Genomic DNA, 15,212 nt, shown 5'->3' on the forward strand with positions numbered 1-15,212 from the left:
GCCGACCAGGTTGCGGGGCATACCATGCATTGTGTTCGCTGCTTGTTCATCTCTTGCCCGTCACTCGATTATCATCGAAGGGGAGAGGTGATCGCCATGACCACACCACATGAGCATATGTCCGGCAGCGACGTCGCGGCAGGAACAGAACGACGTAAGCCGCGCATACCGACGTGCGCGAACCCGATCTGGCAGGGGGCGATTCGCCAGCCCGCCGTCGCCGGAACGTTCTACCCGGCCGATCCGGACGCGCTACGCGGCATCATCGACCGCCAACTCGACTATGCGCGCACCTTGCTAGACCACCATCACAATCTGCTCAGCCGCTTGCCCCAAGGCGTCCCGAAAGCCATCATCGCACCCCATGCCGGCTACGTATACTCCGGCACCACCGCGGCACTCGCCTACAGTCTGCTTGCACGCGGCCGTGGACAAATCCGCCGTGCCGTCATCATCGGCCCCACTCACCGCGTGCCGGTAGACGGCACCGCATGCTGCACCGCCGGTTCATGGCGCACCCCGCTCGGCACGGTGCCCCTTGACACCGAAGCCGAATGTGCCGCGCTCGACGCCGATACCCCCGGCTTCATCGTCAACGATGACACCCACCGGCGCGAACATGCCGTCGAAGTACATATCCCTTGGATTCAACGTGTCCTCGGCCCGCAGACCAGCATCATCCCGCTCAACGCGGGGGACACCACGCCCGGCGAACTTGGTATACTAATTGACCGGTTCTGGACGGACCCTGCGACCGTCGTCATCATCAGCTCGGACCTGTCCCACTACCATCCAGAACACGTGGCACGCCAGCTTGACGATGACACGATTGCGCGCATTACCGCCGGAATTCTGCCGATTGTGCCCGATTACGCCTGCGGCGCCTACCCGATTAACGGGCTGATTGACGTGTGCCGGCGTCGCGGCCTTACCATCAGGCCGCTCGGCTGTTCAACATCAGGCGACGGGGGAGTGCTGGCGCTCGCGGATTCGGGATTGCCGATGCGCCGTCCGGACATGGCCGACCCCAATCAGGCGGTTGTCGGCTACGCTTCCTTCGCCGTGTGGGAGGGTGACAATGACGGCGACAGTGAAGACCGCGAGAACGATGGCGATTGCGAGCACAGCGGTCATGCCGCCCGCAATGCCGACGGCTGTGCCCGCAATACCGTCAATGCCTGCACAGATCCGCAGAATCAGCAAGAATCCCTGCCGCAGGAAGCCGCAGAAGTATTGCCTCGCCTCGCTCGGACGGCGCTCGCCAGATATTGCGGCATCGACATCGACGGACCGACCGCAGCGGAAACAAGCGAAGCCCACCCGTGGCTGAAGCATGACGGCGCCTGTTTCGTCACCTTGCACGAGCAAGGCGATTTGCGTGGGTGCATCGGATCGCTCGAGCCGACCCGTCCGTTGGGCGAGGATGTCGCCTGTCATACCGTGGACGCCGCCTGCCATGATCCGCGCTTCCGCCCGGTGGAACCGTGGGAATACCCCGCCATCAGCATCGAAGTGTCCGTCCTGTCCCCGAAGCGGGCGTTGCCTGTGACCTCGCGCGTGCAGCTGGAAGCCTCGCTTGTGCCCCGGCGTGACGGATTGGTCATCGATGACGGGCGCGGGCACCGGGCCACGTTCCTGCCACAAGTGTGGGATCAATTGCCGCATCCGCATGATTTCGTCAGTCATCTGCTGGCCAAAGCGGGCTTGCGCGCGGACACCACGTGGAATGATGCGCGGTTCGCGGCATGGACGTACACCGTCAGTGCCTACGATGAAAAGGGAATACAGGACACGCGAATCGGCACGTCGGAGACTGATGCAGATGCCGCCGGTGCCGCCGCCCCCGACGCAGCCGACACCGATGCTACCGGCAAGGAAAGGAACCACCATGCATGAGCGCGAATCACAGCCGTCACACGGATCCACGGATGCCGGGCAGCCGATCGATCAGCCCCACCCGGACGAGGTCGCGGCATCGATGCGTGGGGGATTCCAACCGACCAGCCCGTTTCCGCACACCTATGAGCCGCCGTCCCCGCGCCCGGACGGCCGACGCGAGGTGACGGCGGGTCCAGTTCCCGGCGATCCGGCGATCGGCAGATGGCAGCATCGTCTGGAGGACGGCCGTGTGCAATGCGACTTGTGCCCGCGCGGATGCAAGCTGCGCGACGGTCAGCGGGGCTTCTGTTTCGTGCGTTCCAACCATAACGGTGTCATCATGCTGGACACGTATGGACGCAGTTCGGGATTCGCGTTGGACCCGGTGGAGAAAAAGCCGCTCAATCATTGGCATCCTGGCACCGCGATCTTGAGCTTCGGCACCGCCGGATGCAACAGCGGCTGCCGGTTCTGCCAGAACTGGGATATTTCGCGGTCCCGTATCTGGGATACTTACGCGGCCGATGCTCAGCCCGATGACATCGTATACGCGGCGAAGGGGTGCGGCGCGTCGTCTGTCGCGTTCACGTACAACGATTCCATCGTATTCGCCGAATACGCCATCGACACCGCCCACGCCTGCCGCGACCATGGCATCGGCACGGTAGCGGTCACGGCGGGGTACATGTCCGCCTGCGCGCGGCCTGAATTCTACCGGTACATGGATGCGGCGAACATCGATTTGAAAGGCTTCACCGAGGATTTCTACTGGCATGACACCGGCACGCATCTGGCTGATGTACTGGCGACAATCGACTACGCGGTCAACGGCACGGACACCTGGGTGGAATTGACGACATTGCTCATTCCCGGTCATAACGATGACGACGGGACTTTGCACGCCGAATGCGCATGGCTGCGTGAACATTGCGGACGCGATGTGCCCCTGCATTTCAGCGCATTCCATCCCGACTACCGCATGCGTGACGTGCCCCCGACACCCAAGGAGCGGCTCTTGCACGCGCGCCGGATTGCGCTGCAAGAGGGATTGCGCTACGTGTATACGGGCAACGTGTCGGACCGCGACGGCGGCACCACATACTGCCCGTCTTGCGGGGCGAGGTTGATTGAGCGCGACTGGTACGACATCACCGGATACCGGCTGACCGCCGACGGGACATGTCCTGATTGCGGGGCGATTATTCCCGGCGTATGGGATGAACATCCGGGCACCTTTGGCGGGATGCACGTGCCGGTTGATATCCGCCGCTATGCAGGCCGGTAGCGGGGTTGTGACAGAAGCAATATAACGAAAAGCGGCGGCAGACGGGTTTCCGCCATGCCGCCGCCCGCGTTCTTACCCGCGTTCAGTCTTTTTCGATGACCGTGCCGGCCTTCGCGCCCGCGGTCAGGTCGTCGATTTCGGTGACCTCCAGCACCGGCACGACCGCTGGCTTCTTGGTGCCGTTGCGCTCCGCGACCTTGACCTGCTCCTCATAGATCGCGTCATCACTGTGCAGCGTCACCTTGCCGCGGAACCGGTAGCCGGTCTTGGTCTCCAGGTCCGCGACGCCGATGACCAGCTCGCTGCCGTCCAGCAGATTCTGGTAATGCTGGCGGGCGGTACGCTCGTGGTAGGCGATGTGATGGTCGTCAAGCACGAAGGTGGACATCTTCGGGCCGATGTTGAGCTGTCCGTCCTTGCTGATGGTAGCCACCCAAGGCAGGTGGTTGGCGATGAATTCCTTCATTTCCGGGGTGATGGTGGCCATGATGTTCCTTTCGCTTGTGGTTCATGGTACTGGTCTGCGTGTGCCGTTTGGGCGCCTTGTGCGCCGCCGCATCGCGGCTGCCGACCGGGTCGTCGGCGCTTGTACGAACCGGTGATACCAGCTTACGGCAGTTCCCGGGTCATTGCAGGTATGACACCGCGGATTGTGAGGTATCTCACGACGGTTTCGCCGCGGGCGTCGAGACCTTCGAGCCGACACAGGTCGTCGTCGGCTGGACCCGTTCGACATTGCCGAGACGCCCCGCTTCAGACGGCGGCGTGAGATTTCAACGAGGTGAACCTTGTGAAAAATCGGATGACTTCCGGGCGTGTTCTTTCCGCGCGATGGCTATCGTGAGTACGGCAAAACCGGCGATGGCCAGCACACCCACGCCGGAATCATCATGCCGAGCATCGAAGCCCGCGAGGCGAAGGAGGAGAGATACATGCGTGCACGCAGCCGCTTTCAGGAATTCCGCAGCCGTATGTCACGTACCTTCCCGCCGAACCTTGCGCGTGTCATGCTGTTGTGCTGTGCCGCCCTGTGGGGTGGCAGCTATCTGGTCGCGAAGGTGGCGATGAGTGCCATTACGCCCCAATGGCTCATGGCTATGCGTATGACCGGCTCCTGCTTGATTATGTTCGTCCTGTTCCATCGGGTAATCATTCCCGCGCTCACCCGCGAGATCATCATTCCCGCGCTGGTTGTGGGCATCACCTACTACGGCACGATGGTCATGCAAACCGAAGGCCTGAAAACCATTGATCCTGGCCGCAGCGCCTTCCTGACCGCCTCGTATTGCGTGCTCACCCCGTTCGCCGCATGGCTGGTCGCCAAACAGCGCCCTAAACTGATCAATCTTGTCGCCGCAATCATCTGCCTGACCGGCGTGGGCTTCGTTGCTCTTAAACCCGGATCAGGCTCGCTTGCGCTCAGCCAAGGCGACTGGATGACCATCGCGAACGCGGTGATTTTCTCGTTCAATCTCACCTTCCTGGGACGCTACACCCAGCACTTCCATCCAATTGCCGTCACGTTCATGCAATTCGCCGTCGCCGACGTGTTCTTCCTGATTGGCGCGCTGCTGACTGAACCGCTTCCGAACGCGTCATGGCTTGCGCCCGATGTCATCATGAGTTTCCTGTATCTGCTGATCGGAGCGACCACGATGGCGCAGATCATGCAGAATATCGGTCTGGCGCACGTGCCGCCGTCGAGCGCGGCCATCATCATGTGCACGGAAAGCCTGTTCGCCGTCGCATTCTCCGCGATGTTCTGGGGCGAAGCAATCGGCTGGACCTCGATTGTGGGTTTCTCGCTGATTTTCGTGGCGGTCATTATGTCCGTGGTAACCAAACGCAAATAATCCTGCCGTCGGTCTTTGTGGCTGTTTCCGAAACTGGTCACGTTAGACGGGACTCGCATATCAGCGGTGCGGGAAATAAACCCTACAGTATGTTGCGCGTGTGACCTTCTACCGACGCTGAGGGACGCTTCAGCGTCGGTAGAAGCAGAACACCAACCTTCTGCCGACGCTGACGCAACTCCCGGTGTCGACAGAAGATCGGTAGCCGTCCCGGTTTCTGCGCGAATCCAATACCGTGGGGTACTCAGCGGCGGCATACTACCGGAACGCGAGGCAGCCAAGTCGTATCCAAGTTGTATTGATGCGTGGAACCGGTATCCCCGGCAATCACTTCTCGAGCGAACCGAGCTCCATGAAATTCGCCAGATCGTCGAGACCAAGCCCCACATAATCCTTGATATTGGTCACCTGAGGACCGTCGAAGACCACGCCTTCTGGCGTGAACCCGGTGATTGCGACGACGGTCGCGCCGCTCGCGCCGCCGGACTGCAAACCGACAGGGGAGTCCTCGAATACCAGGCAGTTGGCAGGGGCAGCGCCCACGATTTCTGCGGCGCGCAAGTATGGTGCCGGGTCCGGCTTCGCGGGCAGACCATCCTCGCCGCACACGTATCCGACGAACGCGCCTTGGGGCGCCTGGCGGGCCATGTTGTCGACCATCGCGCGAGGGGAGGCGGACACGATCACGTTCGGGATTCCGGCCTGCGACAGCACGTCAAGCAGTTCGACCGCACCGGTCGCCCAACATGGTTTCTCGCGCTCGCGGTCAATCACATAGCCGATGATTTCGGAGCGCAGTGTATCGGGGTCCACATGCGCGGGAATGTACTCCTGCACAATCTGGAGCAGACGCGGGGTGGACTGGCCGCGCGCACGCAGTGGTACCTCGTCGCTGAACGTGCCGCCATGCAGCTCGATGACATGCCGTTCGGCCGCCGCCCAGTAAACTTCCGAATTGATCAGTGTCCCGTCCATGTCCCAGAACACAGCTTCCGGAAGGCCTTCCGGTGCATCGAGTACGGCGGACGATTGAGAAAATGTCAAGGTGTCGTTGAAAGTCACCCGGCTTATTATTCCCATACGCGCGAACAAACAGCCCGGCCGTTGAACGGACCTGAGCCGACGTCGCACCGTGTATACGGTGGGAAGGAGCGACAGCGCAACGACTTAACCGATACATCTGCCGTTTGCGACACGCATCCGCATTGTGAGCATGGCGCGATTTTTCAGCCCACGCCCAGCGTGTTCCTGCTTTTTTCGATACAGTCAGCAATGTGAAGAACTTTTTCAAGGGAATCTCTGTACCGCAACTTGTCGCCGGTGCGCTCGCGGCGGTCACCTCGTTCCTGCTGTCGGCCAGAATCGGCATCGCCGGATCGGTGATTGGCGTGGCTGTCGGCTCGATTGTATCCGCGGTGTCCTCGCAGCTGTACCAGAACATCCTCAAAGCGTCTTCGGAAAAACTCCAGGATGTCAAAGGCGGCGATGACGAGCAGATCGAGGGGGAGCAAACCGACCAGACCGCTGATGCGGACGGCGCGAGCGGGGAAACCGCGAGGCAGCCTCGTCGTATCAGCAGTGACGAGACCACCGTGCTGCCCGTGCAGGGCGCCCAGAGTGCCGCGAACGCAAGGAATATCCAGGGTGAAGGGGAGGCCAAGTCCGATGCAACGCGTGCCATGCCCACGGTTGGTGCTGCGGACGCGACCACGGTGATGCAGCCTGCGGATGATGCCACTCGTGTGATTTCCGGTGGTGTGGCGGATGATGCCACCCGTGTTATCTCCGGTGCATCCGCGGCCGCTCATGCTCATACCGGTGCGGACGGCCATCAGGGGCGCGTTATTGTTTCCGGCAACGAGACCGGGACGACGGCCGCCCGGCACCTGTCTGGTTCGGCGAACACTGAACGCACTCGCAAGACCAAACGCGTGGCGATTATCATCTCCGTGGTCAGTGCGCTGGTGGCGGTGGGTATCACCGCAGGCGTCATCATGCTGGTCACCCGCGGCCAGGGCACGGATAGCGTGGTGCGTGACATGGTCGGCAATGCGCGGGTGACTCCGACCCCCAGCGATTCGCAGACGCGGCGTGATGACGATCATCAGCTCGAGAAGCCAAGCGACAAGCCGTCCACGACCGCGAGCCCGTCCCCGTCCGCAAGCTCCAGCGCCTCAGCCTCGTCGACTGCAAGCCCGTCCCCGTCCGCGACTGCCAGTGCGTCCCCTTCGGCCAGTGCGTCGAGCAGCTCGAGCGCAGCCTCGGGTTCAGATTCTGGTTCGTCGGCGGGTTCAAACGGTGGTGGGACTTCTGATTCCAGCACGACCGACGGATCTGATTCGGGTACTACTGGCACAGACTCGGATACTTCTGGAACCGGTTCGTCGTCATCCGGTTCGACTGATAGGTCTGGTACTGCGACGAAATAATCAATCGATAATATCGATGACAGCAATCTCCGGTAGGCGGTTACGCGTTTGCGTGCCGCCTGTTGTTGTTGGGTGGTTGTGCGGTTTGCAACCGATGGATGGCCGGTAGCCGACTGGGTGGCTTGCATTATCTAGCGCCGGACGCAACGATTCGCCCCGGTTCGAGTATCAGCTCGGTCATATGCCGAACGCGTGCCCCTTGACGAGAATCACCACACCGAGCGCGATGAGCACAAGTGGGAACAGGTACCGGTCCGAACGCTCGAGCCATTCGCCGATTCCCGGTCGGGTCGCGATGAAGCGCGCGAGCAGCACCAGGACGGTGACCAGAACAAGGAATACAACGCAATACACGATGACCACCGGGAGGCTGTTGGATACGAATACCGGCACGTACACGCCGATATTGTCTCCACCGTTGGCGAAGGTGACCGCTGCGACTGTCGGCAGGGTGATGCTTTTGCCCTCGCCGGTGTCGTCATCGTCTTCGCCACGGATGCTGTCCCATGCGGCTTTGATGCCCAGTGCCAGCGGAATCAGACCGAAATAAGGGATTGCTCCGGCAGGAAGCAAGGTCACGGCACCGTATGAGGTGACCACGGCGATGACGAGGATGCCGAAGAATCCGAGATACTGGCCGAGCAGAATAGTTCGCGTGGTGTTGCGTTGTTTTGCTCCGCGGGCGAAGAACAAGGCAAGCACGATGATGTCGTCGATGTTGGTCACGGCGAATAGCGCCACGGCTTGGATAATGGATGCGATCACGGTGGACCTTCCTGTTTGGTTGGTGTGTAGCTGATTCTTGGTGTGTGGTGATCGGTGTGCGGTCGTCGCTGTTGGCTGCCGGTTACTGGCCCCTGCGTCTCTTTTGGTTTCGATCGATTGACATTTTAACTCTAGTGGACTTCAGAATTTCTGTCGGACTCTATTGTCGCCCCTGAACCGCGGTCCCGGAAGCACGATATTCCAACCAACAGCAACCCTTCAAGCGGTATTCCTGACGAGGATGTGCCGTCGTGGAATCAAGTGCGACACGCCGAGAGGGGTGGTCGATTTTGATATCAGCCAATGGTGTTGTAATGTATACGAGGTCCGCGAAGAACGGACGAGATAACTGAAGACCGACCGGGGCTATGGCGCAGCTGGTAGCGCATCTCCATGGCATGGAGGGGGTCGGGGGTTCGAATCCCCCTAGCTCCACGGACAACCCGCATCGCAAGAGCGATGCGGGTTTTTCATTTCAGGTGACATTCCCGGAGTCGCGGATGTCGTCGTCCCGTCATCTGGTCATCTCGTCCTCACGCCATCCCGCACGTGTCGTGCCATGTCGTCCGTGTGCGAAACGCGCGTATAGGAAGCAGACCGCGTGGGAACCAAAGCGAACCAAGGCGTATGAAAGCCAACGGTGTTGCCTGAGACGTTCCATCTGGTTGCGTGTGCGGCGGCATACGCAACGCCGCAGATCCCCGGAGATGATGCCAACGGCTTGCAGCAGACCGACGGTTTGCGTATGCCCAAACATACGCAACCCCGCGGAATGCACTGAAGAACGGCGGTGCCCCGTGACGACCGTCGTATTACGCATGCCGGGACATGCACAGCTCAGCGGATGTTATCGGCTATCGCCATCCCTCGTCGGGTTTTGCCCGGTTGCGTATCCCGCGGCATACGCAGCCTGACGAACCACCATCGACCATGGCAAAGCGGTGGAGACATTCGGCGGTTACGTATGCTGCGGCACGCGCGGCTTGACGAATCCCGCCCGCTGTCGCGGCCGTACACGGTGTTCCGCAGTTGTGCGCGTCCCCGGGCTCGCTGCTGTCCCATTTAGACACGCCTGTTGCGATTATCGTGAAATGTGGGTATGATGCGAACGTTGCCGCAATGAAGATGTATGAATCTCCCGCGAGCAGCGACTGCGCCAGTAGCCCAATGGATTAGAGCAGCTGACTACGGATCAGCAGGTTGCAGGTTCGAATCCTGTCTGGCGCACGTTCAAACCCTGGGAACAGTCCCGGGGTTTTCTCTTTCCCGCCGATTCTGATTTTGGGGGCTGCCGGTTGTCATTGCTTCAGGCGGACGGCTTTCGGTTGTCTGAAGTCCGAACAACTCGCGTCCGTCGGTCGTTTTGGTGAGATATTGAGATTTCTCGGCGAGATGAGGACAGGGTAGGTTTCTTGAAAAGCTTGGAATATCAAGGATTTCAGGCTGTCTGTTGTTTGAGATGAGAGTGACTGGTTCTTAAAAAATCGCGGGAGGGCTCCTTCGTGGAGAGATATTGAGACTTTCTTCTCAATTTCTCGATGAAATCGGTCGTATCGTCGAGATGTTGAGATTCCGTCCGACGGTCATATGGCGGACATCGCTGCGGTCGGTATGCTCGCAAGCCCGTGCACCGCGTAGCGTAACCGGTAACCCGCGGTTCCCTGCGGCGTGGTCTTGTGTGTTTTCTTCAAAACACGTCTCGCACAGCGCACCCGACAACCCGCGACCCAACCCCCCCGGGTGGCTGGGAAACAAACGCGCGCTGAACATCGCGTTACGTCAGGGGGTGAAACCGCGGGAAGACGGTTTCGTCCCAGCCGTGAGGGATTATGCTTATTTGGGATTCTTCGGCGGTCGCCGCGACTCGTTTGGAGTCAGGCCGCGGAACATCCACAGAAGGACGGTGGCTCAGGCGCACGATTCGCGTACGGCGAGAGCATAGATGAAAGGCAGGTGAGCGCATGCTGAGAATGTTCAGCACCATCAACGGTCAAGTGGAGCAGATCGAGAAACCGGAAACCGGCGCATGGCTATGTCTTTCGGAGCCGACCGACGTGGAGCTCGCCACGGTCTCCCAGGAAACTGGCATCGATCTGGCCGACCTGCGCGCCCCGCTCGATGACGAGGAACGTTCCCGCGTGGACGCCGAAGACGATTACACGATGATCATCGTCGACATCCCGACCGTCGAGGAACGCAGCGGCCGTGACTGGTACGAGACCATCCCGTTGTCAATCATCGTCACCCAGAACCTCATCATCACCGTGTGCATGCAGGACACGCCCGTCCTCCACCCCTTCATGGAGGGCACCATCCGCGGCTTCAACACGTATATGAAGTCTCGATTCATCCTGCAGATCCTGTACCGCAACGCCACGATGTACCTGCGATACCTGCGCATCATCGACCGCGAAACCGACAAACTCGAACTGCGTTTGCGCCACTCGATGCAAAACCGCGAGATCCTCATGCTGCTCGAATTGAGCAAGACCTTGGTCTACTTCACCACAAGCCTGAAATCCAACGAAATCGTGATGGAAAAACTCACCACGCTCTCACGGATTAAGCAATACCCGGAGGACGAGGATCTGCTCGACGATGTCATCACCGAAAACAAGCAGGCAATCGAGATGGCGAACATTTACAGCGGGGTCCTTGCGAACATGACCGACGCCTTCGCTTCGATCGTGTCCAACAACCTGAACAATGTGATGCGCATCTTCACCATCATCTCCATCGCGTTGTCCATTCCGACGCTCGTGTTCTCCATGTACGGCATGAACTTCCAGACCGGCATGCTCGGTATGCCGCTGACGGCCAGCAAATGGGGCTTCCTTATCGTCATCGTCCTCGCCATTGCCGCGGGCGGCCTGACTGCGTGGTTCCTCGCCCGTTCCCGTCTGTTCAAGTGATGTGCCGGGTGCCTGCCGATCGGCATACCGCCTAGGTAGACACCAGAAGGTAAGGTCAGACACCAGACGCTCGCCATCGCCGGCGGTGATTCGCAGGCCGGTGACACATGGCAGCGGCATATGGCGGTGACACTCGCAACGGCGACGCATACCACTGCGACACGCGTAGCCGCGATACGCACAACGGAGGTGATCAGATGCGCACACCACGACGAATACTTGCCACCGTGCTTTGCTGCGCCCTCGCAGCCGCATCCCTGACAGGTTGCGAAGATGCCTCAGACGCGTCCGCCAATCTGCCGGAAGGCCCGACCATCACCATCGGCGTCGCCGCAGACATGCCGGGATTGAGCCGCTTGCACGACGGCTCCTACTCCGGATTCGACGTGAATGTCGCCACCTACGTGGCCAACGAGCTCGGTTATGCGAAAAAGCAGATGATGTTCAGGTCGGTCACCGTCTCCGATTACAGCAAACGGCTCAACGACCGCTTCGTCGACATCGTCGCGGCGCCCCTGCCGATTGGAATCACCTCCAGCGACGACGCCACAACCTTCGCCGGCCCGTATTTGAGCGCCGCACAAGGACTGCTCGTCCGCGCCGACGACGCCGACACGATTACCGGCACCGATGACCTGGCAGGCCATACCGTGTGCACCGTCACCGGGTCGGGAGCTTCCGACGGCATTCGCAGCCTCCAGCCCAAGGCGCGCATCCAGGAGCGTGCGACCTACCTGCAATGCGTCACCGCGCTGCTCGTCGGGGAGGCTGACGCAGTCAGCGGCGATGACGCGGCGCTCGCCGGTCTCGCCGCGAACGAAGGGTCGCAGTATCTGCACGTTGTATCCGGCCGATTCGGCACGTCCTTGCACGCCGTAAGCGTCAAGGCGGGGGAGGGCGCACTCGCCTCGAAAATCGACGCAATCCTCAAGCAGATGGTCACCTCCGGCACCTGGCGCTCTTTCGCCGATGAAATGACCAATCAGCTCGGTTACCACCCGTACGCGAAGCTCAACCCGCCGACAATACGTTCGGATAATGGATAGGCACTCGCGTCGTGTCCCGTTGTGCGGCAATAATCCTTGTTTATGACCGACAACACGCAAGCACACGAAGGCGAGCCGGCGTACCGCTATAACGCGAAGCTCGCACAGACCATCGAGGAAAAGTGGCAGAAGACCTGGGACGAGCAGGGCACGTTCTGGGCGGCGAATGTCAAGGGTGACCTGACGGACGGCAACGGCAAGAACGCCGACGGCCGCACCCCCTACTTCGCCATGGACATGTTCCCCTACCCGTCCGGCAAGGGCCTGCACGTCGGCCACCCGCTCGGATATCTGGCCACCGACGTGGTCAGCCGCTACCACCGCATGAAGGGCGAGAACGTCCTGCATGCCATGGGTTATGACGCTTTCGGTCTGCCGGCCGAACAGTATGCGGTCCAGACCGGCCAGCATCCACGCGTTACCACGGAGCAGAACATCGCGAATATGAGCCGCCAGCTGCATCGCATGGGGCTGAGCTTCGACAACCGCCGCAGCTTCGCGACCATCGACCCCGATTACATGCGCTGGACGCAGTGGATTTTCTCCCGCATCTACGATGCTTGGTACGACCCTGATTTCATCCGCCGCGACGGCGGCAAGGGTTCCGCCCGCCCGATCAGCGAACTGGTCGAGAAGTTCAAGTCCGGTGCCAAGCCGATTCCCGGCTTCGAAGGCAAGGCGTGGAGTGACCTCAACGCCCGCCAGCAGGCCGACGTGCTCAACGATTTCCGTCTCGCCTACATCTCCAAGTCCCCGGTCAACTGGTGCCCGGGCCTTGGCACGGTTCTGGCGAACGAGGAAGTCACCGCGGAAGGTCGCTCCGAACGCGGCAACTATCCGGTTTTCCAACGCGAGCTGCGCCAGTGGTCGATGCGCATCACCGCGTACGGCCACCGCCTGATCCAAGATCTCGACACCATCGACTGGCCTGAGAAGGTCAAGCTCATGCAGCGCAACTGGATCGGCGAATCCCACGGCGCCGCTGTACACTTCCCGGTCGCCTCGGAAGACGGCGAACAGGATATGGAAGTCTATACGACACGTCCCGATACCCTGTTCGGCACCACCTTCGCGGTGGTCTCCCCGGAGCACGAACTGCTTGAGCATGTTCCCGCCGCTTGGCCGCAGGATGTGCCCGAAGCATGGAAGGGCGGGTACGCGACCCCGAAGGAGGCTGTGCACGCGTACCGGCTTGCTGCCGAGGCGAAAACCGCCAAGGACCGTGTCGACGAGGGTGGCGAGAAGACCGGCCTGTTCACCGGCCTGTACGCGACCAACCCGATTACCGGCAAGCAGCTGCCAATCTTCACCGCCGACTACGTGCTCATGGACTACGGCACCGGCGCGATTATGGCGGTACCTGGCGGCGACCAGCGCGATTACGATTTCGCCGCCAAGTTCGGTCTGCCGGTCATCTACACCGTCAAGCCGTTGCCCGGCTCAAACGACGACCTCGCCAACTATGAGGGTAAGGCCCCGTTCGTCTCCCACGACGGCATCGTCATCAACTCTTCGACCGAATCCACTTATGCGAAGGGCGACAGCCTGTCGCTCGACGGTCTGCGTGTTGACGAGGCGATCGACAAGGTCATCGGTTGGCTGGAAGCCGCCGGTGTTGGCAAGGGTACGGTCAGCTACCGTCTGCGCGACTGGCTGTTCAGCCGCCAGCGCTACTGGGGCGAGCCGTTCCCGATCGTCTACGACGAGGACGAGGTGCCGCACCTGCTGCCCGACAGCATGCTGCCGATCAACCTGCCTGACGTGCCGGACTACAGCCCGAAGACCTTCGACCCCGAGGACGCCGAATCCAACCCGGAGGCACCGCTCAGCCGCAACGACGACTGGGTGAACATCACCCTCGACCTGGGCGACGGTCCCAAGCAGTACCATCGCGACACGAATACCATGCCGAACTGGGCGGGCTCCTGCTGGTATTACATGCGCTACATCGACCCCAAAGACGCCGAGCACATGGTGGAGACCGACGAGTTCAACTACTGGATGGGCCCGCATCACAACAAGACCGCAGGCGAATCCGGCGGTGTCGACCTGTACGTCGGCGGCGTGGAGCATGCGGTGCTGCACCTGCTGTATTCGCGCTTCTGGCACAAGGTCCTGTACGATCTGGGATATGTCAGCTCGCCGGAACCGTTCCACAAGCTGTTCAACCAGGGCATGATTCAGGCTTACGCCTACACGGATGACCGCGGACAGTACGTGCCCGCCGACGAGGTCGAGGAAGGCCCGGCCGGCCCGGACGGCGAGCCGACCTTCACCTGGCATGGCCAGCATGCGAACCGCGAGTTCGGCAAGATGGGCAAGAGCCTGAAGAACATCGTCACCCCGGACTACATGTACGAGAACTACGGTGCCGACACCTTCCGCCTGTATGAGATGAGCATGGGCCCGCTGGACGAGTCCCGCCCGTGGAACACGCGCAACGTGATCGGCGGCATGCGTTTCCTGCAGCGCCTGTGGCGTAACGTGGTCGACGAGAACACCGGCGAGATCAAGGTTTCCGACGATCCGATGGACGAGAAGACCCTGAAGCTCCTGAACAACACGATCGCCGACGTGACCGTGGAAATGGAGAACATGCGCCCGAACACGGCAATCGCCAAGCTCATCGTGCTCAACAACCACCTGACTGGTTTGAAGTCGGTGCCGCGCGCCGCCGTGGAGCCGCTGATCCTCATGCTCTCGCCGATCGCCCCGCATATCTGCGAGGAACTGTGGAACCGGCTGGGGCATGCCGAGTCGCTCGCCCATGAACCATGGCCGAAGGCTGATGAACGCTACGTCGGCCAGGACACGGTTACCGCGGTCGTGCAGATCAAGGGCAAGATTCGCGCCAAGCTGGAGGTCAGCCCGGATATCGCGCCCGAAGAGCTCGAAAAGCGCGCGCTCGAAGCGGTCGCCGATCGTCTCGGCGGCAAGGAACCACGCAAGGTGATTGTCAAGGCCCCGAAGATCGTGTCAATCGTCCCGGCGGAGTGATTCGCCGGCCAAAGGTGTTCCCGCATCAGGGAATCATCCTTTGACCA

The 15,212-nt window shown here is 61.0% G+C and carries 10 protein-coding genes and 2 tRNA genes; 9 read left to right on the forward strand and 3 right to left on the reverse strand.

Annotation, left to right across the window (positions count from 1 at the left end; genetic code table 11):
* The first annotated feature begins 96 nt into the window (after positions 1 to 96).
* On the forward strand, positions 97 to 1,896 hold the full coding sequence (gene amrB / locus ACTQYB_RS06160; RefSeq protein ID WP_441482148.1) for an AmmeMemoRadiSam system protein B: 1,800 nt from the start codon (positions 97 to 99) through the stop codon (positions 1,894 to 1,896).
* Positions 1,889 to 3,163, forward strand: a complete 1,275-nt coding sequence (amrS, locus tag ACTQYB_RS06165) for an AmmeMemoRadiSam system radical SAM enzyme (RefSeq protein WP_441482149.1) — start codon at positions 1,889 to 1,891, stop codon at positions 3,161 to 3,163. Before amrB ends, amrS begins: the two co-directional genes overlap by 8 nt.
* A gap of 82 nt (positions 3,164 to 3,245) precedes the next feature.
* Here amrS and ACTQYB_RS06170 read toward each other — a convergent pair whose 3' ends face one another.
* Positions 3,246 to 3,650, reverse strand: a complete 405-nt coding sequence (locus ACTQYB_RS06170) for a pyridoxamine 5'-phosphate oxidase family protein (protein WP_033507463.1) — start codon at positions 3,648 to 3,650, stop codon at positions 3,246 to 3,248.
* Between the two features lie 445 nt (positions 3,651 to 4,095).
* On the opposite strand from ACTQYB_RS06170, the gene ACTQYB_RS06175 reads away from it, so the two are divergent.
* The gene (locus tag ACTQYB_RS06175; protein WP_081966588.1) at positions 4,096 to 5,016 is read left to right on the forward strand and encodes an EamA family transporter; all 921 of its coding nucleotides are present in this window, start codon (positions 4,096 to 4,098) and stop codon (positions 5,014 to 5,016) included.
* 327 nt (positions 5,017 to 5,343) lie between these two features.
* Here ACTQYB_RS06175 and ACTQYB_RS06180 read toward each other — a convergent pair whose 3' ends face one another.
* A complete protein-coding gene (locus ACTQYB_RS06180) occupies positions 5,344 to 6,078 on the reverse strand; it encodes an HAD family hydrolase (RefSeq protein ID WP_441482150.1) in 735 nt (244 codons plus the stop codon).
* Between the two features lie 212 nt (positions 6,079 to 6,290).
* On the opposite strand from ACTQYB_RS06180, the gene ACTQYB_RS06185 reads away from it, so the two are divergent.
* Positions 6,291 to 7,445, forward strand: a complete 1,155-nt coding sequence (locus tag ACTQYB_RS06185; protein ID WP_441482151.1) for a hypothetical protein — start codon at positions 6,291 to 6,293, stop codon at positions 7,443 to 7,445.
* 177 nt (positions 7,446 to 7,622) lie between these two features.
* Here ACTQYB_RS06185 and ACTQYB_RS06190 read toward each other — a convergent pair whose 3' ends face one another.
* Complete coding sequence (locus ACTQYB_RS06190; protein WP_441482152.1) at positions 7,623 to 8,210, reverse strand: cadmium resistance transporter; 588 nt, start codon at positions 8,208 to 8,210, stop codon at positions 7,623 to 7,625.
* A 362-nt stretch (positions 8,211 to 8,572) separates the two neighbouring features.
* Between ACTQYB_RS06190 and ACTQYB_RS06195 the strand changes: the two genes are divergently transcribed.
* The 5 genes from ACTQYB_RS06195 (at position 8,573) to leuS (ending at position 15,165) form a co-directional block, all read left to right on the forward strand.
* A tRNA-Ala gene (locus ACTQYB_RS06195) sits at positions 8,573 to 8,645 on the forward strand.
* A 718-nt stretch (positions 8,646 to 9,363) separates the two neighbouring features.
* A tRNA-Arg gene (locus ACTQYB_RS06200) sits at positions 9,364 to 9,437 on the forward strand.
* A 734-nt stretch (positions 9,438 to 10,171) separates the two neighbouring features.
* Positions 10,172 to 11,122 (forward strand): magnesium transporter CorA family protein, encoded by a 951-nt coding sequence (locus tag ACTQYB_RS06205; protein WP_033507459.1) that lies wholly within the window; start codon positions 10,172 to 10,174, stop codon positions 11,120 to 11,122.
* 197 nt (positions 11,123 to 11,319) lie between these two features.
* Positions 11,320 to 12,168, forward strand: coding sequence for a transporter substrate-binding domain-containing protein (locus ACTQYB_RS06210; RefSeq protein ID WP_441482153.1), 849 nt, complete (start codon positions 11,320 to 11,322; stop codon positions 12,166 to 12,168).
* Positions 12,169 to 12,210: 42 nt separating this feature from the next.
* Complete coding sequence (gene leuS, locus ACTQYB_RS06215; RefSeq protein ID WP_412170676.1) at positions 12,211 to 15,165, forward strand: leucine--tRNA ligase; 2,955 nt, start codon at positions 12,211 to 12,213, stop codon at positions 15,163 to 15,165.
* Positions 15,166 to 15,212: the final 47 nt, after the last annotated feature.

It is taken from the genome of Bifidobacterium sp. LCP19S3_E9, assembly GCF_052121135.1.
GTDB lineage: Bacteria > Actinomycetota > Actinomycetes > Actinomycetales > Bifidobacteriaceae > Bifidobacterium > Bifidobacterium thermacidophilum.

Coding starts and splice junctions, on each gene's coding strand:
- ACTQYB_RS06205 (WP_033507459.1), top strand. CDS start 10,172: ATGCTGAGAATGTTCAGCACCATCAACGGTCAAGTGGAGCAGATCGAG.
- ACTQYB_RS06175 (WP_081966588.1), top strand. CDS start 4,096: ATGCGTGCACGCAGCCGCTTTCAGGAATTCCGCAGCCGTATGTCACGT.
- amrB (WP_441482148.1), top strand. CDS start 97: ATGACCACACCACATGAGCATATGTCCGGCAGCGACGTCGCGGCAGGA.
- ACTQYB_RS06210 (WP_441482153.1), top strand. CDS start 11,320: ATGCGCACACCACGACGAATACTTGCCACCGTGCTTTGCTGCGCCCTC.
- leuS (WP_412170676.1), top strand. CDS start 12,211: ATGACCGACAACACGCAAGCACACGAAGGCGAGCCGGCGTACCGCTAT.
- ACTQYB_RS06170 (WP_033507463.1), bottom strand. CDS start 3,650: ATGGCCACCATCACCCCGGAAATGAAGGAATTCATCGCCAACCACCTG.
- amrS (WP_441482149.1), top strand. CDS start 1,889: ATGCATGAGCGCGAATCACAGCCGTCACACGGATCCACGGATGCCGGG.